Raw genomic sequence first — 18,608 nt, forward strand, 5'->3', positions numbered from 1 at the left:
AGACGGCGGCAGCCGCTGCCGTACAGCTACGGCGATTCGTGGCGGGTCAGGCCCGTTTCGTGGGCCCAGACAGCGATCTCCACCCGGTTGCGGGTCGACAGCCGGGTGTGGATGCCGGCGAGGTGACCCTTGACCGTGCCCACGGAGATGTGCAGGTCGGCGGCGATCTCGGCGTTGGATCGGCCGGTGGCGACCAGCCGGGCGACGTCGCGTTCGCGTTCGGTGAGCAGGTGCGGGCCGGGCCGGTCCGGCGTGGCGAATGTCCGGGCGCCGAGGTGTCTCAGTAGGCGCACGGTCACCTGGGGACTGATCAGGGTGTCGCCGGCCACGGCGGCCCGGATCGCCTCGACCATGAGGTTCGGGCCGGACCGCTTGAGCAGGAACCCGGACGCGCCGTGGCGCAGCGCGGCGTACACGTACTCGTCGAGGTCGAACGTGGTGACCACGACGACCCGGATCGGGTCGGCGACGCCGGGGCCGGCGAGTTCGCGGGTGAGGTGAAGGCCGTCCAGGCCGGGCATGCGCACGTCGGCGAGGACAACGTCGGGGCGCAGGTGGCGGGCGAACTCCAGCGCGGTGGTGCCGTCGGCCGCCTCGGCGATCACGGTCATGTCGGGCTGGGCGTCGAGGATCAGGCGGAACGCGACCCGAATGCTCTCCTGGTCGTCGGCGAGCAGAATCCTGATCGGCGTCACCGCGGGCCCTTTCCGTGTGCCAGGGGCAGGACGGCGCGCAACCGCCAGCGGTCGCCGTGCAAACCCGCGTCGACCCGTCCGCCCACCGCCGCCGCGGCCGCGGCGAGTCCCGGCAGCCCGCGCCCACCGGCCGCGGCGAGTCCCGGCAGCCCGCGCCCACCGGTCGTGCCGCGGGCCGGAGCGGCGGGGGCAACCGGCAGGTCGTTGCTCACGGTGACCGTGAGCGTGTCGGCCGCGGTGCGGGTCACCGCGACCCGCACCGCGGTGGCGGCGGGTGCGTGCCGGCGGACATTGGTCAGCGCCTCGGCCACGGTGCGGTAGGCGAGCGCCGAGACGTCGTCCGGAACGGACTCCGCCGGTAGCGGGTCCAGGCTCAGACCCGCGCGCACCGGACCGGCGGCGTCGAAGCCCGCGACCAACGCGGGCAGGTCGTCCAGGCGTGGCGGCCGCTCACCGAGCATGTGGACGGTCCGGTCGAGTGCCGCCAGCGCGTGCTGGCCGGCCTGCTCGATGCGCCGGAACAGCGACGCCGCCGTGTCCGGATCGCCGCCCACGACCAGCCCGGCCTGCGCTGCGGCGAGCATCTCGCTGACATCATGGGCGACGTAGTCGTGCAGATCCCGCGCGAGCCCCTGCCGCTGCGCCCGGCGCGCTCCCGCGGCGGCTTGTTCCCGCCGCTGATCCTCACGACGCAGGTACAGCCCGACGAGGACCGCTCCCACGGCGGTCAGCCCCCACAAGCCGCACGCCCCGACCACCGCGAGCCACGACGGTGGCCCGGTGAGCCGCAGGACCAGCAGGGCGAGGGCCGACCCGGCCGCACCCGCCGCCGGCACCGCCACGCGCGGCGGAGCCCGGTGCGTCACCCGGACGACCATCATGGTCAGCGCGGAGAACTCGGCGAGCAACGGCACCAGCGCCGGCCCCCACGTCGGAGGCGAACCGCCGGGGCTCCGCTCGACCGCGGTCACCGCGACCGACACCGCGGCCGCGACAACCGCGGCCACGCCCACCACAGCGCCCCTGCCCCGGGCGACCACCACGGCAGCGAGGACCGTCAGCACCGCCGAGGCCATCGTCATCACGGCTCCACCCTAATGAGCCGTCCGCCCGGGCATCCCCGCCGAACGGCCGGGCGTCACGGCGTAGGACGGCCTGGTTGCGGCCGTTCGGCAGGTGCGACGGCGACGGCGCCACGCCGACGCTGGTCCCCATGGACGAACGAACTGTACGAGCCGCGACCGGCGCGTGGTCGGCCGCGACCGCGATGGCCGGCCTGATCTGGGCGGCCGGCGGGCCCGGCTTCCCCTTCGACGACCGCGAGCGGGCCACCCGGATGGGCGCAGTCCTCGCCGGCCTCGACCCGCTGCCCACCGGCCTCGTCATCGCCGCGCTAGGCGTGGCCGGCACGGTCCTGGTGGCGCTGCTGTCGCGACGCCCTCGATTGCGGCTGGCCGGCTGGCCGGCCGCCGTCGTTCTTCTCCTGATGCTGCCGGACGGTCGCCTGCTGCTCGCGGCCGGGGAGTTGCTGATGCTGCGCGGCGACCGGGTGGAAGCGGCCGCGGTGGCGCAGGCGTGGTTCGCGGCGGGCGGCGTGTGCTGGGCGGCGATCGCACACCGTGGCAGACCCGCCACCGCACCAGCGTGGGGCCGGCCGGTGACCCTTCTCGCCGCGGCGCTTCCCCTCGGGTACGCGGTACCCCGCGCCTTGTGGGCCGCCGGCCACCCGTTCGGCCTCGACGCGGCGACCACCGCCATGGTGTCATCTCCGGCCGGACGCACGCGTGAACTGGTCTTCGCCTGCGCCGCCGCCGGCGGCGGCCTGCTCACGCTGGGACTCATCCAACGCTGGGGCGTACGGATGCTCGGCCTGCCGGTACCGCGGCTACTGGCCGTCGTACCGGCCGCAGCCGTAGCGGTGATCCTCACGGCCGCGGGCGTCACGATGTGGCGGTCACTCGCGCAGTTCGACCCGGCCAACTGGGCGGCCTGGGCCGGAAACCTGGTGTGGCTGCCCTGGGGCGTAACACTGGGCCTGGCCACCTGGGCCTACCACCAGCGCAGAACGGTCGCAGCGCCCGATCAGGTTTGATCATCACTCGCGCGGCCGAATCCTCCCGCGGCACCATGGATACGGCCGGTTCCCCGCACCGGCACGTGTCGCCCGCGAAACGACCGGGCGCTCCCACCGCGACGAACCCGTCAGTCCACCAGCGCGCCGCCGAGTTTCCAGTAGCCGAGGAAGGAGATCCGGTCCTTGGCGATGCCGTGGCCGCGGGTGAGGTGCTGCCGGATCCGGGTCACGGCGCCGGATTCGCCGGCGAGCCAGGCGTAGAAGCCGTCGCCGAGCAAGCGGGCGCCCTCCGCCTCGCGGTCCGCCCAGGCGCGGGCCGCGGACTCCAGCGCGTGGCCGTGCACTCCGGTACGTACCAGCGCGTGGATCGTGTGGTCGTCGCCGGCCACATCGGACACCAGATCGTCGGCGGGCTCGGCGGTTTCGAGGAGGACGGTGGCGTGGACGTCGCCGGGCAGGGTGGTGAGGATGTTGCGGATGGCCGGGAATGCGGTCTCGTCGCCGATGAGGAGCGTCCGGCGGGCCTCGCCGGGCGTCCAGCGGATGCCGTAGCCGGTGTACCCGGCGCGCGCGTCCGGGCCGGTGATGACGAGTTCGTCGCCGGGCCGGGCGGTCAGCGCCCACCTGGAGGCCGGGCCGGGCGGCTGGTGGATGACGAGGTCGACGTCGATCTCACCGTCGTGCGCGCGGATCGCCGCCGGTGTGTAGGTGCGCAGCACGTTGCGTTCCGCCTCGGGCAGGGCGCGCCAGCGGGCGTACCAGTGCGAGGGGTGCGGTGTCGGCTCGTCGAGCAGGCCGAAGTCGGCGGTGCCGCCGCCGGGCAGCGGGAGCACCAGCTTGATCCGCTGGTCGACGCCCCAGGGGGCGAAGTGCCGCAGCGCGTCGCCGGTGAGCGTGACCCGGACGAAGCCGGGACTCAGCCGCACGATCGCGCCGACGCGTACGGGGAAGGCGCTGTACGCCCAGGGCCGGTCGGTCATCGAGTCTCCTTCAGGCATACCGGCGGATCTCCCGGATGATCATGGTGACCAGGTACGCGCCGCCGACCGACACGGTCACCACCCCGACCGGCAGGGTGACCGGCAGCACGTGCTGCGCGATCAGGTCGGAGGCCAGCAGCAGCGCGCCGCCGACGAGCGCCGACAGGCCCAGGGACAGATGGGGGGTACGGGCGGCGCGCCGGGCGATCTGCGGCGCGGCGAGCGCGATGAACGCCACCGGGCCGATCACCGCGGTCGCGACCGAGACCAGCGCGACCGCGACGGCGAGCGCGCCCCGGCGTACCCCGGCGGGTCGTGCTCCGGTCGCGGTGGCGACGTCGTCGCCGAGGTCGAGCTGGCGCAGCCGCGGACCGAGCGTGGCCAGCACGGCCAGCAGCGGGATCGCGCAGACGGCCGCGCCGCGCACGGCGGTGGCGGTGACGCCGTTGAGCGAGCCGGCGCCCCACGCGGAGGCGAACATCGCGGTCTCCAGCTCCACCTGCAGCAGCAGCCAGGTGTTCGTGGACGACAGCAGCGCGGAGACGCCGATCCCGACGATGATGAGGCGGAAGCCGGTGATGCCCTGCCGGTGGGCCAGCAGCCAGATCAGCGCCGCGGCCGTGGTGCCGCCGAGGACCGCGCCGAGCGTGAGCAGCGTCCAGTCGCCGGTGCCGGTGGCCACGACCAGCAGCATCCCGGTGAACGCGCCGTTGGCGAGGCCGAGCACGTCCGGGCCGGCCAGCGGGTTGCGGGTGACGGTCTGGAACAACGCGCCGGCGACGCCGAGGACCGCGCCGAGCAGCACCGCCGCGAGCGTGCGAGGCAACCGCCACTGCAGCACCACGGTACGGTCGAGCGCGCCGCCCTGCCCGGCCAGCGCCAGGATCACCTGCCGCGGGGACAGCGGGTACGTGCCGAGGCCGAGCGACAGCACGGCCAGCGCGGCGAGCACGGCGGCCAGCAGCGCGGCGGTGATCAGGCTCCGCCGCCGGACCGGCAGCGAGACCGCGCCGATCCGCAGCAGCAGCCGGTGGTATCCGACGTCCATCATGGGCCCGCCGTCCTGCGGCGGCGGGCGAGCACGATCAGCAGCGGCGCGCCGACGAACGCGGTCACGATCCCGACCGGCATCTCCGCGGGCGCGATGAGGACCCGGCCGAGGACGTCGGCGAGCAGGATCAGCGTGGGCGCCAGCAGCACCGACACGGCGAGGATCACGCGGTGGTCGACGCCGAACAGCCACCGGGCGGCGTGCGGCACCATCAGGCCGACGAACGAGATCGGCCCGGCCAGCGCGGTGGCGGTCCCGGCGAGCAGCGTCACCGCGACGATCACCCCGGCCCGGATCACCCGGACGTTCGCGCCCTGGGCGCGGGCGACGTCGTCGCCGAGCGCGAGCGCGTTGAGGCCGGGCCCGAGCAGGAACGCGATCACGATGCCGGCCGCCAGGAACGGGGTGACCGGCAGCAGCACGTCGAGGTCGCGGCCGAGCAGCGAGCCGGCGTTCCAGCTGCGCATGGTGTCGAACGCGTCCGGGTCGCTGAGCGCCATGCCGGTGGTGACACCGGAGAAGACCGCGCCGAGCGCCACCCCGGCGAGCGTGAGCCGGATCGGGTCGGCGGCGCCGCGGCCGGACGAGCCGATCACGTAGACGGCGAGCGTGACCGCGAGCGCGCCGAGGAAGGCCAGCCACACCAGGGCGGAGATGTCCCGCAGGCCGAGGAACGTCACCCCGGCCGCGACGGCGAACGCCGCGCCCGCGTTGACGCCGAGGATGCCGGGGTCGGCGAGCGGGTTGCGGGTGAACGCCTGGATGAGCGTGCCGGCCAGGCCGAGCGCGACACCGGCGGCGATGCCGGTGACGGTCCGCGGGACGCGCAGCTCGGTCACGACGTACCGGGACTGGTCGTCACCGCCGCCGGCCAGCACGTCGAGCACGGCCGCGGGCGAGAGCGGGTTCGCACCCACGGCGACGGAGAGCACGAGCGCGCCGGCCAGCGCGGCGAGGACGACGGCGGCGCCGGCCCCTCGCCGCGGCACCAGGTGTGTCATCGGGCGGTCGTCGCGAGGAACCGCTCGATGTCGTCGAGGACCTTCTGCGCGCCCTTCGGGCCGACGCCGGACACCCACCAGGACGTGTCGACCAGCGTCACCGACGGGAACTCCCGCTGGTTGTCGCGGATCGCGGCCGGGATCGTCGAGGTGTCGGTGACGTCCTTGGTGGTGACGAAGACGTGGTCGGCCTTGGCCTTGACGATGTTCTCCGGGGAGATGTCGGCCTGCAGCCCGTCCGCCCACTCCTGCGGCGGGATGGTGAACCCGACGCACTCCAGCGTGCTGCCGGCGAACGACACCGGCCCGTACAGGCTGAGCGTCGTCTCGTCGCGGGGCCGGACCAGCTGCGCGGTCCTGCCGCCGACCGCGTAGGTGTCCTTGATGGTGGCGCACCGTTGCCGGTAGTCGTCGAGCAGCGTGCGGACCTGGTCGGCCTTGTTGAGCGCCTCGCCGATCAGCAGCGCGTTGTCCTGCCACGGGTCGGCCTGGGTCTTGATGAAGACGGTCGGCGCGACCGAGGCGAGCTGGTCGTAGAGCTTCGCGTGCCGGGCGTCGGTGCCGAGGATCAGGTCCGGCTTGAGCGAGGCGATCGCCTCGAGGTCCGGCTCCGGCACGGTGCCGACCGGGGTGATGCCGTCGACGCCGAGGTACGACGGGATGCCGGACACGTTGCTGGCAACGGCGGCGCCGACCGGGTTGATGCCGAGCGCGACGGCGGTGTCGAGTTCCAGCGGCTCCAGCACCACCACCCGCTGTGGAGCGTCCGGGACCTGCGTGGTGCCGCGGGCGTGCGTGATGTCGCGCGCGCCGCCCGCGTCCGCGTTCGCGTCGGGCGCGGACGCGCAGCCGGCGAGGGTGACGGCGGCGGCCAGCGCGGCTGCCGCGATTCTCGTGAGACGCATGGGAGGGAGACCTTTCGGCGCGAGGACCACAAGATCATATTAGGTTAGCCTAAGCTATTCGGCGAAGGGCTGGGGACGGTGGAACCGCCGTGGGCGCCTCGCACGGCGACCAGCGGCTGCGCCCGATGGCGGCTCACGGGTCGGTGGACATCCTCGAACGCGCACGACCGGGCGGAGGCGACGCTGAACGCCGACCGCCACCTCTACCACCTGGAACGGGCACCCCCGGCCACCGGGAACCGGTATTGCTTTCGGCCGAGGCGGGACGGTCCACATTCTCCCAAATAGGGGATGTGATCGATTTGCGCGCAGGACACGCTGTATCGCATGAAAAAGCCTCCTGACGCCACCCCGCGCAGGTCTCGACAGACGCGTAGGCGGGTAACCACCGTCGCTGCCGTGGCCGTGGCGATCGCCGGGCTGGGCACGGCCGCTCAGCCGTCGGCCGCGGCGGAGACGGGTGCCGGCGCGATGCTCGACCCGACCGTTGCGGCGCTGCCCGCACACCTTCTCGAGCAACAGCTCACCTGGGGACGATGCTCGCCCGACGATCCCCAGGAACTGCGGTGCACCACCATCACGGCGCCCCTCGACTATCGGCAGCCCCACGGCGACACCATCACGCTCGCGGTGTCGCGCATCAGGACCAGCACCCCGGACCGGCGACGCGGCATCCTGACGTTCAACCCGGGTGGCCCCGGCACGGACGGGCTTTATCAGCCGCTCTCCATGCTTGACGCGCTGGACCCCGCCGTACGCGAGCAGTATGACCTCGTCGGCTTCGATCCCCGGGGCGTCGGCGGTTCCAGCCCCGTGCGGTGTGGCATGACGCCCGAGGACGCCGACAGTCTATTGGGGACCCCTTACACGCCGGAGACCTTCGACGCGCACGTCGCCCGGCAACGCGGCATCGCGGACAGGTGCGCGGCGGCTGAGCCGCGGATCGCTCACATCACCACCCGCAACACCGCGCGCGACATGGACCTGATCCGAACAGTGCTCGGGGCGCGAAAGCTGTCGTTCATCGGGGCGTCGTACGGCACGTACCTCGGTGCGGTCTACATGCAGATGTTCGCGGCGAACGCCGACCGCATCGTCCTGGACAGCGCCGTCGATCCCGGCCAGGTGTGGCGGGGGGTCTTCCAGGCCCAGTCGGTCGGCACCAGGCCGGCGTACGAGCGGTGGACCCGCTGGGCGGCCGAGCGCGACGCGGAGTACGGCCTGGGCGCCTCCCCGGAACAGGTCGACGCCACGTTCTGGGAGATAGTCGCCGCGGCCGACCGGGCTCCGATCGAGCTGGACGGCAGACGGATCAGCGGCGACGAGATCCGGCACTGGATGCGCAAGAGGGTCTTCAAGGTTTACACCGGCAGCCGGTACGTCGCCGATCTGAAGGAGGCGTTGGCGAACTCACCCGAGCCGGCGCGGCACGAACGGCCCGCCCCACCGGCGCCTCAGGTCTCGTCCGGCGAAGAGGACCCGCCGTACGACGACAACAGCTCCTCGGCGCTGCTCGCCATCCTGTGCAACGAGGGCACCGACTGGCCGCGCGACACGACCGTCTACGCCAGAGACTCGGTTCGCGACAAGCGGCTCTACCCGTTGAGCGGGGACGTCACGTCGAACATGCTCACCTGCGCGGCCTGGACGCCACAACGCGTCGAGCCCACGACACGCGTGCGCAACACGGTACCGGCGCTGATCGTGCAGAACGAGTGGGACTCTCAGACGCCGCTGCACGGCGCGCGAGGCATGCACCGGGTGTTGGAAGGGTCACGGCTGCTGGTGGTCAAGGACAACGAGGGCCACGGCGCCTTCAACGCGGACAACGCCTGCGCGGATGATGCGGTCAACACCTACCTGAGCACGGGCGAGATGCCGCAGCGGAACGTCACCTGCCAGGGTGCGCCGAAACCACCGCTTCCGCCGGTCGACAACCCCGAGCTCCCGGAGGTCTGAGAGCTCACGCCGATCGGCGGCGGCCCGGCCGATGGTGCGCCGGGCCGCCCTCCGCGACGCGCACGGAGCCGCGACACGGCCCTACGGGCATCGACTCATGACGGGACACGAACGAAGTGGGCTTCCAGATCATCGGCTCGGAATCGCAGCTCCGAGTCGCTGACCAGCACATTCGGCTCGGAGAGCATCACGTACATGAGCCAGCCTTCGGAACGGATCGGAGACGGGCATCGTACGGGATTGAAGCCCCCGCCCGAGAGGAACGTGAGCATCAGCCGATGATCGGCCGTCAATTCGCCTCTGATCTCGGAGGAAGCGCATCCGGCGGTCCATTGGATCGTGCCGTCCTCCTCGGCGGTCAACGTGAGCGGGTGGAGGGGTGAATTCGCCGACGGGTCGCTGAGCACGGTGGAAACGTACTGGCCGACCGCCGGTGGCCACGTCGAGGTGGCCACCGACTCGGGTGCCGCGTGAGCGGCCGCCGACGTCAGCATGACCGATCCGGCCACGGCCACAATCGCGACCAGGGCCACGGTGGCGATCTTGCGTACTGGGTTCCGCATGGATGCGGGCTCCGTCCTGTCGATGATCGCGCGTCGGATCGCGCGGCGTACCCAGGTGACGGAGACACGCGTCCCCAGGTTTCAGAATTTCGCATTTTCTGTCGCAGGCATCCGGCCCTGTGACGGACATCCGTACCAACGAAGTCCGATATGGAGGAACCGTTCCTGTGTGGACACGGGCAATCAAACTCGCATTATCCGGGATCGTCGTCACCGCGTCGCTGCCGCTCCTCGGCGCGACCGCCGCTGCCGCACCGGCCCACGACCGGACCAGCGCCGTCGAGTCGAGACGGGTCGATCGGGTGCCGACTCCCCGCCTCGACTGGCGTTCCTGCTGGGAGGTCGCGGAATGCGCGACCGTCCAGTTGCCGCTCGACTACGACGAGCCGGACGGTGCGGTCACCACGGTCGGCGTTCTGCGGATCAAGGCCAAGGACCAGGCGAACAAGATCGGTAGCCTGTTCGTGAACCCGGGCGGTCCCGGTGGATCGGCCATGAGTTTCGCGCGGAGGGCGCCGTCGGTACTGAGCGAGGCACTGCTGCAGCGTTTCGACATCGTCGGCGTCGAACCGCGAGGGCTGGGCTGGAGCACGCAGGTCAGATGCTTCACGTCGAGCGAGGAAGTGGCGACTGTGCTGGACCCGATGTATGAGCACCACGCCCCGTTCGGTGAAGACCAGGAACAGGAGTACGTGCAGGCGTCGAAATCGTTCGGCGAGGCGTGTTCGACGACGGGTCTGCCGCTGTCGGCGAGCATGTCCACGGCCGAGGTCGCCCGGGACATGGACGTCATCCGGCGCGCCCTGGGCGAGGAGAAACTCAACTTCTTCGGCCAGAGCTACGGCACGCTGCTCGGGCAGTACTACGCGAACATGTTCCCGGACCGGTTCCGCGCGATGGTCGTGGACGGAGTGGTCGACCCGCGGGCGTGGGTCGGCGACACCCATCAGATCCTCGACGCGCGCATGCGGTCGGCCGAGGCCGCTCAGCGGGCGCTGTACGAACTTCTCGGCCGCTGCCGCGAGGCCGGCCCGCAGCGCTGTGCGTTCGCGGACGGCGACCCGGTGCGGAAGTTCGAGGAGATCGCCGAGACCCTCAAGAACGAGCCGGTCGTCCTCGACCGCCCCGGCGGCCCGGTGACGGCGACCTACGACGACATCCTCGCCACCGTCGCCGGCTCTCTCGGCGCACGGCATCCGGCCGATCTCATCGTCCCCCTGCTACAGGAGGTATGGGCGGCGCTGCACGGCACGCCACCCCCGCCCGTCTCCCCCACCGGCACGAAAGCCCTGGCAGGCCAGGGCGTCGAGCCCGGCACACCGGACGCCGACTGGGACAACAACTGGGAGATGAGGTACTCGGTCAGATGCTCGGAGATCCTCCAGCCCGCGGACGTATCGCTGTGGCCGGCCGCCGTCGCACAGCGTGAACGCGACGTGCCGCACTTCGGCCGGCTCTACGGCTGGCTGGCCAGCCCGTGTGCCAGCAACACCTGGACGGCCCGCGACGAGGACGCGTACCTGGGCCCGTTCGGCAAACGCACCGCGGCGCCGCTGCTCTACGTGGGCAGCCGCTGGGACTCGATCACCAGTTACGACGCCGCGGTCGCGGCGAGCCGGACGCACCCGGGCGCCCGGCTGGTGACCAGCAACAACTGGGGCCACACCGGATACGGCTGGAGCGCCTGCACGACCGCCGCGGTCGATGACTACCTGCTGTCCCTGACGCTGCCCTCGACGGCGGCGGAATGCCTCGACGGCGACCAGCCGTTCGAGGAACCGGCCGGCGGGCCCCAGCGTCAACCGGAGCCGCGGACGCTCCTGACCCCGGGCAGCTGACGCCACTCCACTGGCCCCCTCCCGCACCACCTGCCGGGCGGGAGGGGACCGGATGGCGTCTCGCGATGTACTCGCGCCCGGGATGCCGATCGGCGAGCGCGGCCGGGCCGGCGGACCGCCGTCGAGGACGCGACCGGTTCCCGCATGACGTTGCGACGCGACCGCGAATCACCTCGTACCTGCCAGCCGCACGGCCGCGGCGCGGTAGGACGGCTCGCGCAGGAACGGAATCTCCAGGACGGCCCGGTCAGGCGCCCGGCACGGCGACACGGATGGCGATCAGCCGGCCCTCGGTGGCGGCCTTGCGGGCGCCGTCGTGGAAGTCCGGCGCGGCGCAGGCGAAGAGCGTGCGGCCGTCGGCGCCGCCGAGCGCGCAGGCGTACACCGGCGTTCCCGGCCGGATCTCGTCGGTGATCGCGCCGCCCTCGACCACCCGGATCAGCCGGTCGCCGGTGGCGTCGGCGATCCAGAAGCCGCCCTCCGCGTCCAGGCAGGCGCCGTCCGGTGCGACGGCGAGCGCCGGCAACGCCTTGTCCAGTGAGCGGTCGTCGGGCAGCGGCCCGAACTCGGCCCACACCCGGTGGTTGGTGAGCCGTCCGTCGTCGGTCAGGTCGAAGGCGCTGACCCGGTTGCCGAACGTCTCCGCCACCAGGAACACGTTGTCCGGCGTGATCGCGCTGCCGTTGGGGAACCAGAGCCCGTCGGCGACCTCGGTGACCGTGCCGTCCGGGTCGACACGGTGCAACGCGGTCGGCGCGATCGGGGCACCGCCCATCAGGTCGAAACCGAAATTGCCGACGTAGGCCCGGCCGTGCGCGTCCACGCTCATGTCGTTGGCGAGCCCGGCGGCGTGCCCGGACAGGTCGCCGTGAGTGACCAGCGTCCCGTCCCTCTCGCGGCGCAGCACCGCGCGCTCGGTCATCGACACCACCAGCAGGCGACCGTCCGGCAGCCAGCCCAGCCCGGACGGCTGGCCCGGCACCTCCGCCTCGACCCGCAGATCGGAGCCGTCCTCGTTCGCCGACGAGACGCGGTAACCGTAGAAGTCGGAGAACCAGATCCGGCCGTCGTGCCAGCGCGGCGCCTCCAGGAAGTGCGCGTCCGACACGACGGTGACCGGCGTTTCACGCATGTCGTACTCCTTCACGGTGCGAGTCGCCGTCGACCGGGCGGCGGCCCCGGGCGATGACACCGGACCTCGACTCCGCCACGGCACGGACGCGCGGGGCTCCATTGTGGCACGTGGCACGGCCGGCGGCGCTCAGCGCCACACATCGATACCTCGGAGGTACGGCGTGCTGGTCAGGACCCGGCCAGGGCCGCCGTCGGTGCCATCCGGGCGGCGCGGACCGACGGATAGAGGCCGGCGAGCACGCCGATGACCAGGGCGCCGCCGAGGCCGGCGGCCACGGACGAGGCCGGGATGACGATCGGCCAGGCCTGATAGGTGGCGTACCCGATGGTGGCCAGCACGCCGAAGAGCACACCGGCGAGGCCACCGAGTCCGGCCAGGACGGTGGACTCGGTGATGAACTGGCCGCGGATCTGGCCACGGCTGGCGCCGAGCGCACGGCGCAGGCCGATCTCGGCGCGGCGCTCCAGCACGGAGACGACCATCGTGTTGGCCACGCCGATCCCGCCGACCAGCAGCGCGACCGCGGCCAGGCCGAGGAACAGCGACGAGAACGTGGAGTCGGCCGCGCGTTTGGCCGTCAGCGCGTCGGACGGGCGGGTGACCTGCACCTCGCCCGGCGCTTCCGGGTTGATAGTGGCGGGCAGTACGCCCCGGACCGCCTCGACGGCGTCCTCGCGCACCTCGACGTAGAGGACGGTGGGGTGGCCGTCGAAGTCCAGGTAGGTGCGGGCGGCGGGCCAGCCGACCAGCACGGACCGGTCGAGATCGGGTGAGTTGCGGATCGGGGCCAGGATGCCGACGACCGTGAAGAACCGATCGCCGATCATGATCTGGGGTGCCCGGCCGCCGATGGTGATGCCGGTGATGCCGAGCCGGGTAGCGGCGACCGCACCGAGCACGACCGTGGGGAACGGCTCGGTGGCGGGCGTCAGCCAGGCCCCGTGCGCGACGGTCGCGTCGAGCACCGGCAGCAGGTCCGGCCGGCCGGCGAGCACGGTCAGACCGGATCCGTCGGTCTCGTCGACGGCGTCGGAGCGACGGGCCGTGATGTGCAGGTTCGCGACCGCGCTGACCTGGGTGACCGGCCCGATCCGGGCGACCATGGCCACCGACTCCTCGGGCAGCGCGTGCTGGTCCGGGTCGCGGGGCGCGGCCTGCAGCATGTTCGTGCCGAGCTTGGCCAGCTCGTCGGCGAGCGCGCGCTGGCTGGACGCGGGGATGCCGGTGACCACGATGACGGTCGCGATGCCGATCGAGATGCCGAGCGCGGAGAGGGCGGCCCGCATCGCACGCGTGCGGATGCCGACCAGCCCGAGGCTGAGCACGTCCAGCGGGGACAGCCGGGTCACCGAATCCGCTCCAGTACGACGGTGGACGCGGACGTGTCGGCGACCAGGCGGCCGTCGAGGATCTCGACGCGGCGCGGCAGGCGGGCCGCGATGTCCCGGTCGTGGGTGATGACGGCGATGGTGGTCCCCTCCGCGTTGAGGCGGTAGAGCAGCTCGAGCACGGCCTGCCCGTTGCGGGTGTCGAGCGCACCGGTCGGCTCGTCGGCCAGCACCAGCGCCGGACCGTTGACCAGCGCGCGGGCGATAGCGACGCGCTGTTTCTCGCCACCGGACAGCTCGTGGGCGCGGTGCCCGGTGCGGTGGCCGAGCCCGACGCGTTCCAGCGCCTCGATCGCGAGCCGGCGGCGGTCGCGCCGCGGCACGCCCGCGTAGAGCAGACCGGTGGCGACGTTCTCGGCCGCGGTCAGGCCGCCGGTGAGATGGCACTGCTGAAAGACGAAGCCGAGGGTACGTCCGCGCAGCGCGGACAGCCGCCGGTCGTTGAGCGACGCGACGTCCTGCCCGTTGATGTGGACGCTGCCGGACGAGGGGCGATCGAGCGTACCTATGATGTTGAGCAGTGTGGATTTGCCGGATCCGGAGGGTCCGACGATCGCGACCAGTTCGCCGGCGCGGATGGTGAGTGACACGCCGGCGAGCGCGGTGACGCCGCCGGGGTAGGACCGGCCCGCGTCGCGGACCTCGATCACCGGGGTCATGAGGTGGTTACCACGACCTGGCCCTCGGCCAGTCCCTCGCCGGTGACCTCGACCAGGCCCTTGGCGAACATGCCGGTGGTGACCGCGACGAGCGTGCCGTCCGGAAGCTGCACCGCGTACCCACCCTCGGACAGGGCCAACAGCGATCCCACGGGTACGGCGAGCACGCCCTGCCTGGTGGCGGTCGTGATCACCACGCTGACCTCGGCGGTGTCGAACGCGGTCAGCTTCTGCGGGTCGTCGGCGGTGACGGTGACCGTGAACGTCCGCGGTCCCTCCTGGTCGTTCGCGTCCGTGCGCAGGGCGGTCCCGACCGTGCCGACCCGGCCCGCGATCGCGCTGCCGTCCGGCATGGTGATCGTGACCGCGGTGCCGGTCTTCGTGGCGGAGACGTCACCGAGCTCGACCTCAGCGGTGATCACCTTCCGGGTCGGGGTCACCGTCATCAGCGGCGCGGCGGCGTCGTCGCCGGTCTGCGCGGTGAGGGAGTCGACGCGCACCTCGCCGGCCAGCACGATCACGTCGTTCATGGTGACCGCGCCGCTGTCGGCCCGGCCGGTGTCCTTCTGCCACCTCTTCACCGCCCCGATCAGTGTCTCGGTGTACCGGGGCGCGTCCCGGTTCCCGCCGAGGCTGCCGACCTCGTATCCGAGCGCCCGCAGGTTGTCCGCGACGACCGCGACGTCCCTGCCGGTGGCGCGCGGGTGGTTGAGGTCCCGGTAGAGCGGCAGATCGCCGTAGAACAGCGTCACCGGGCGGTCGTCGACGCGGAGGAGTTGCTCGCCCCGCTTGATCGTGGCACCGGTGGCGGGCAGCCAGGTGACGGTCCCGCCGTGGCCCTTGACCTGCCGCGCGGCGCCGTACCCGAGCGAACCGCGCAATGTCCTGGTGTCGCTCAGGTCCGTGCGGACGACCTCGGCGGTGGCGACCGCGGCACTGTTCGCCGCGGCCGGCCCAGGCGTCCCTTCCCGCCCGCTGACCAGCCAGAACGACGCGGCGGCCACGACCACGGCCACGACGGAGGCAGTGATTACGATACGAGCTTTCATCGGCTCGATCGTCGGTCCGAGTCGTCAGGAACCTGTTAGGCCGCGGCAACGATCCGCACGGCGAAATCGGCGGCCCGCTCTGCCTATAGTGCGCCGCGTGGGTTCATACGTGCTGGTCGCCGAGGACGACGAACGCCAGGCCGAGGTGCTCCGGCAGTACCTGGAGGCCGACGGGCACCGCGCGGTCGTGGTGCACGACGGGCAGGCCGCGCTCGACCACGCGCTGCGCCACCCGCCCGACCTGATCGTGCTGGACGTGATGCTGCCGCTGGTCAGCGGGCTGCAGGTGTGCCGGCGGCTACGGCAGGAGTCGTCGGTGCCGGTGCTGATGCTCACCGCCCGCACCGAGGAGGAGGACCAGCTCGTCGGCTTGGAGCTGGGCGCGGACGACTACCTGACGAAGCCGTACAGCCCGCGGGTGCTGATGGCCCGCATCCGGGGCCTGCTGCGGCGCGCCGCGACCGGCCCGGACACCACCGGGGTCCGGCGGATCGGGCCGCTGACCGTGGACCCGGGGCGGCACGAGGTGAGCGTGGGCGGGCGACGGGTGGAGTGCACCCGCGCCGAGTTCGCGATCCTCGAGGCGATGAGCGCGCAGCCGGACCGGGTGTTCACCCGGAACCAGCTGCTGGACGTGGCGAGCGGGCTGGACCGGGCCGCCACCCGCCGCGCGATCGACGTGCACGTGCTCAACCTGCGCCGCAAGATCGAGGGCGATCCGCGGCGGCCGGTACTGCTGGTCACCGTCTACGGCATCGGCTACAAGCTCACCGCGGGTGCCTGATGGTGCCGGTGCGCCGCAGCATCCTGGTCCGGCTGCTGACCACGTCGATCCTGGTGGTGATCTGCGCGATCACCGGCACCGCCTGGCTGGCCGTGACCACCACCACCGCGGCGGTACGCCAGGCGCAGAACCGGACGATCGCCGACGACCGGGCCGTCTACGACGCGGTCCTCGAGTACGCCGCCACCCACCGGGACTGGTCCGGCGTCGGCGGGCTGCTCGGCGAGCTGTCCCGCCGCACCGGGCACCGGGTCACGCTGCTCGGCGAGGATCGGCGGCCGATCGCCGACTCGGGGCCGGGGCCCGCCCTGGACCGGACGCGTCCGATCGCGACCGTGGACGCGCTGCGGGTCGACGGCGAACAGCGGATCGATCCGCGGGTGACCGGGCCGTACCTGCTGCCGGAGAGCGAGCGCGCCGCCCTGCGCGAGAAGGCTGAGGCGATGGCGCAGTGCATGTCCGCCTACGGCGTGGCCGGCGAGATCGTGGAGGGACCGACCGGGCGACCGGCGATCCGGCTGGACACCCCCGACTACGGGGGCGCGACCATCGTGTGCCGGGCCTTCCTCGAGGAGCCCACCGCCACCGAACGGGCCCCGCTGCGCGAGCTGGCCGTGCGGGTGCGGGAGTGCCTCGGCCTCGATCCGGACGCGGCGGAGCTGACCCTCCGCCCGGACTTCACGATTCAGCTGGGAAAACGGTATGCGCTCACCCACGACGAGGCCACCTGCCTGGCGAACGCCCGGGAGGCGCAACTGCGGCCCTGGGCGGCGCCACCCGCCCTGCTGTTCATCACCGACCCGGCCGCCGGTGCCCGGCCGGAGGTCTTCAGCCTGTCCCGGGACAATCTCGTGCGGATCGCGCTGGTCACCACCGCCGTGCTGGCCGTGACCGTGGCGTTCACGGTCGTCGCCGGGCTGCGACTGGTCCGGCCGCTGCGCGCGCTGACGGTCGCGGCCGGCGCGCCCGCCGGCGCGCGGATGCCGATCGCCGGCCGGGACGAGATCGGCCACCTGGCCCGCGTGCTCAACGACCTGTCCGCGCGCCGGGAGCGCGCGGAGTCGCAGCGCAAGGAGATGATCAGCGACATCGCGCACGAGTTGCGCAACCCGATGACGAACATCCGCAGCTGGCTGGAGGCGGCCGAGGACGGCGTCACCGCCACCGACGCACGGCTGCTGGCTCTGCTGCTCGACGAGACGTCGCAGCTGTCCCGGATTCTCGACGATCTACGGGATCTGGCCGCCGCGGACGCGGGCACGCTGCGCATCCACCCGGAACCGATCCGGCTCGGCGACGCCCTCGGCCCGGCCGCGGACGCCCATCGCGGCGCGGCGGAGACCGGCGGCGTACGGCTGCGCACGTCCTTCGACCCGCGGCTGCCGATCGTCGCGGACCCGGTGCGGCTGCGGCAGATCGTCGGTAATCTGCTGTCGAACGCGGTCCGGCACACCCCGCCCGGCGGCACGGTCGCGCTGGCCGCGGATCTGGTGCGGGACGAGTTGGTCGTCACGGTGACCGACACCGGCACCGGCATCGCGCCGGAGGATCTGCCGCACGTGTTCGACCGGTTCTGGCGGGCCGACGACTCCCGCCGGCGCAGCACCGGCGGGAGTGGTCTGGGACTGGCGATCGTGCGGGACCTCGCGGCCGCGCACGGCGGCGGCGTGGAGGCCGTCAGCGCGCTCGGCGCCGGCACCACCGTCACCGTGCGTCTGCCGGCTAACGGTAGGTCTTGATCCGCTCGGCGAACGCCTCGTTGGTGCACACAATCTCGTCGTCGCCGGCGGCCATGAACTCCTCCGTGCTGTCGTAGCTGATCCGCCAGTCCGGATCCTGCACGACGCGGGCGTTGTAGCCCTTCCCCTTCAGGCATTCGGCCGCGTCCCGCAGCAGATCGGCGAACTCCGGGTTGGTGCGCCGCTCCACGTCGAGCCAGCTCTCCGGGATGGTGTTCCGGCACGCCTCCTCGGCGGCCTTCCGCACCGCCTCGTCGACCGGCGGACCGCCGCCCTGCTTGACGGCATACCTACCGTCGGGCTGTCTGACCTGCGGCACACCGTTCTGCTCCATGCAGGCCGGGAATGCCTGCTCGAGTTCCTCGATGTCCTCGGAGGTGGCGTCCGGGCGGATGATCGGACGCCCGGCCGGGGTCGGCGACGCGGACGCCACCGGCGTGCCGGTCCGCAGCGTCACGACATCCGGCGCCGTCGAGCCCGACTCCGGCTGCGACGCGGTGCCGCACGCCGCGACGGACATCACCACGGCCAGGGCCACCACGATTCTCTTGACTGACATGCGACCACGCTCGCAACGACATGTCAGCAACCGGTTAGCGTTGCATCCCGACCACGACGTTCCGGGAGAGTCCGCACCGGCCGCCCGTCGAGCCGGCGGCCTCATATCGCGGTCAGTCGATCAGGGGCGGCGCGGGTGGTACCGCCGACGGTGCGCGCTGCGTACCGGATGACCGGTCACCCGGCTGATAACATCCCCGGCGCATATCAGCATGATCGACGGGACCTGT

At 72.5% G+C, this 18,608-nt stretch carries 17 protein-coding genes; 5 read left to right on the plus strand and 12 right to left on the minus strand.

Features of this window, described 5'->3' with window-relative positions:
• Positions 1-26: 26 nt before the first annotated feature.
• The gene (locus tag J2S41_RS19695) at positions 27-695 is read right to left on the minus strand and encodes a response regulator (protein WP_310369365.1); all 669 of its coding nucleotides are present in this window, start codon (positions 693-695) and stop codon (positions 27-29) included.
• Positions 692-1,777: a sensor histidine kinase gene (locus J2S41_RS19700; protein ID WP_310369366.1), complete on the minus strand. Its 1,086-nt coding sequence runs from the start codon at positions 1,775-1,777 to the stop codon at positions 692-694. The genes J2S41_RS19695 and J2S41_RS19700 overlap by 4 nt, the downstream gene beginning before the upstream one ends.
• Before the next feature lie 131 nt (positions 1,778-1,908).
• Between J2S41_RS19700 and J2S41_RS19705 the strand changes: the two genes are divergently transcribed.
• Positions 1,909-2,787: a hypothetical protein gene (locus J2S41_RS19705; RefSeq protein ID WP_310369367.1), complete on the plus strand. Its 879-nt coding sequence runs from the start codon at positions 1,909-1,911 to the stop codon at positions 2,785-2,787.
• 110 nt (positions 2,788-2,897) lie between these two features.
• Here the strand turns inward: J2S41_RS19705 and J2S41_RS19710 are convergent, their stop codons facing one another.
• The 4 genes from J2S41_RS19710 to J2S41_RS19725 are packed head-to-tail and all read right to left on the minus strand — an operon-like array spanning position 2,898 to position 6,706.
• Positions 2,898-3,749 (minus strand): siderophore-interacting protein, encoded by an 852-nt coding sequence (locus J2S41_RS19710; RefSeq protein ID WP_310369368.1) that lies wholly within the window; start codon positions 3,747-3,749, stop codon positions 2,898-2,900.
• Positions 3,750-3,759: 10 nt separating this feature from the next.
• Entirely contained in the window at positions 3,760-4,800 is a 1,041-nt protein-coding gene (locus J2S41_RS19715) for a FecCD family ABC transporter permease (RefSeq protein ID WP_310369369.1), read from the minus strand.
• Positions 4,797-5,801 carry a FecCD family ABC transporter permease gene (locus J2S41_RS19720; RefSeq protein WP_310369370.1) on the minus strand — a complete coding sequence of 335 codons (1,005 nt, stop codon included), beginning with the start codon at positions 5,799-5,801 and terminating at the stop codon, positions 4,797-4,799. The genes J2S41_RS19715 and J2S41_RS19720 overlap by 4 nt, the downstream gene beginning before the upstream one ends.
• Positions 5,798-6,706: an ABC transporter substrate-binding protein gene (locus J2S41_RS19725; protein WP_310369371.1), complete on the minus strand. Its 909-nt coding sequence runs from the start codon at positions 6,704-6,706 to the stop codon at positions 5,798-5,800. Before J2S41_RS19725 ends, J2S41_RS19720 begins: the two co-directional genes overlap by 4 nt.
• Positions 6,707-7,105: 399 nt before the next feature.
• On the opposite strand from J2S41_RS19725, the gene J2S41_RS19730 reads away from it, so the two are divergent.
• Positions 7,106-8,665, plus strand: a complete 1,560-nt coding sequence (locus J2S41_RS19730; protein ID WP_310369372.1) for an alpha/beta hydrolase — start codon at positions 7,106-7,108, stop codon at positions 8,663-8,665.
• A gap of 95 nt (positions 8,666-8,760) precedes the next feature.
• Here the strand turns inward: J2S41_RS19730 and J2S41_RS19735 are convergent, their stop codons facing one another.
• Positions 8,761-9,198: a hypothetical protein gene (locus tag J2S41_RS19735; protein ID WP_310369373.1), complete on the minus strand. Its 438-nt coding sequence runs from the start codon at positions 9,196-9,198 to the stop codon at positions 8,761-8,763.
• A gap of 197 nt (positions 9,199-9,395) precedes the next feature.
• Between J2S41_RS19735 and J2S41_RS19740 the strand changes: the two genes are divergently transcribed.
• Positions 9,396-11,066, plus strand: a complete 1,671-nt coding sequence (locus tag J2S41_RS19740) for an alpha/beta fold hydrolase (RefSeq protein WP_310369374.1) — start codon at positions 9,396-9,398, stop codon at positions 11,064-11,066.
• A 247-nt stretch (positions 11,067-11,313) separates the two neighbouring features.
• Here the strand turns inward: J2S41_RS19740 and J2S41_RS19745 are convergent, their stop codons facing one another.
• The 4 genes from J2S41_RS19745 to J2S41_RS19760 form a co-directional block, all read right to left on the minus strand.
• Entirely contained in the window at positions 11,314-12,198 is an 885-nt protein-coding gene (locus J2S41_RS19745) for an SMP-30/gluconolactonase/LRE family protein (RefSeq protein ID WP_310369375.1), read from the minus strand.
• A gap of 170 nt (positions 12,199-12,368) precedes the next feature.
• A complete protein-coding gene (locus J2S41_RS19750; protein ID WP_310369376.1) occupies positions 12,369-13,550 on the minus strand; it encodes an ABC transporter permease in 1,182 nt (393 codons plus the stop codon).
• A complete protein-coding gene (locus J2S41_RS19755; protein WP_310369377.1) occupies positions 13,547-14,248 on the minus strand; it encodes an ABC transporter ATP-binding protein in 702 nt (233 codons plus the stop codon). The genes J2S41_RS19750 and J2S41_RS19755 overlap by 4 nt, the downstream gene beginning before the upstream one ends.
• Positions 14,245-15,297: an efflux RND transporter periplasmic adaptor subunit gene (locus J2S41_RS19760; protein WP_310369378.1), complete on the minus strand. Its 1,053-nt coding sequence runs from the start codon at positions 15,295-15,297 to the stop codon at positions 14,245-14,247. The genes J2S41_RS19755 and J2S41_RS19760 overlap by 4 nt, the downstream gene beginning before the upstream one ends.
• Before the next feature lie 97 nt (positions 15,298-15,394).
• On the opposite strand from J2S41_RS19760, the gene J2S41_RS19765 reads away from it, so the two are divergent.
• Positions 15,395-16,081: a response regulator transcription factor gene (locus J2S41_RS19765; RefSeq protein WP_310369379.1), complete on the plus strand. Its 687-nt coding sequence runs from the start codon at positions 15,395-15,397 to the stop codon at positions 16,079-16,081.
• 8 nt (positions 16,082-16,089) lie between these two features.
• A complete protein-coding gene (locus tag J2S41_RS19770) occupies positions 16,090-17,820 on the plus strand; it encodes a sensor histidine kinase (protein ID WP_445343927.1) in 1,731 nt (576 codons plus the stop codon).
• Here the strand turns inward: J2S41_RS19770 and J2S41_RS19775 are convergent.
• A complete protein-coding gene (locus J2S41_RS19775) occupies positions 17,804-18,379 on the minus strand; it encodes a hypothetical protein (RefSeq protein WP_310369381.1) in 576 nt (191 codons plus the stop codon). The genes J2S41_RS19770 and J2S41_RS19775 overlap by 17 nt on opposite strands.
• Positions 18,380-18,608 lie beyond the last annotated feature (229 nt).

Source organism: Catenuloplanes atrovinosus (genome assembly GCF_031458235.1).
Taxonomy (GTDB): domain Bacteria; phylum Actinomycetota; class Actinomycetes; order Mycobacteriales; family Micromonosporaceae; genus Catenuloplanes; species Catenuloplanes atrovinosus.

Excerpts from the sequence above, each read along its gene's own strand:
- J2S41_RS19700 (WP_310369366.1), bottom strand. The coding sequence starts at position 1,777 with ATGACGATGGCCTCGGCGGTGCTGACGGTCCTCGCTGCCGTGGTGGTC.
- J2S41_RS19705 (WP_310369367.1), top strand. The coding sequence starts at position 1,909 with ATGGACGAACGAACTGTACGAGCCGCGACCGGCGCGTGGTCGGCCGCG.
- J2S41_RS19710 (WP_310369368.1), bottom strand. The coding sequence starts at position 3,749 with ATGACCGACCGGCCCTGGGCGTACAGCGCCTTCCCCGTACGCGTCGGC.
- J2S41_RS19715 (WP_310369369.1), bottom strand. The coding sequence starts at position 4,800 with ATGATGGACGTCGGATACCACCGGCTGCTGCTGCGGATCGGCGCGGTC.
- J2S41_RS19720 (WP_310369370.1), bottom strand. The coding sequence starts at position 5,801 with ATGACACACCTGGTGCCGCGGCGAGGGGCCGGCGCCGCCGTCGTCCTC.
- J2S41_RS19725 (WP_310369371.1), bottom strand. The coding sequence starts at position 6,706 with ATGCGTCTCACGAGAATCGCGGCAGCCGCGCTGGCCGCCGCCGTCACC.
- J2S41_RS19745 (WP_310369375.1), bottom strand. The coding sequence starts at position 12,198 with ATGCGTGAAACGCCGGTCACCGTCGTGTCGGACGCGCACTTCCTGGAG.
- J2S41_RS19755 (WP_310369377.1), bottom strand. The coding sequence starts at position 14,248 with ATGACCCCGGTGATCGAGGTCCGCGACGCGGGCCGGTCCTACCCCGGC.
- J2S41_RS19760 (WP_310369378.1), bottom strand. The coding sequence starts at position 15,297 with ATGAAAGCTCGTATCGTAATCACTGCCTCCGTCGTGGCCGTGGTCGTG.
- J2S41_RS19775 (WP_310369381.1), bottom strand. The coding sequence starts at position 18,379 with ATGTCAGTCAAGAGAATCGTGGTGGCCCTGGCCGTGGTGATGTCCGTC.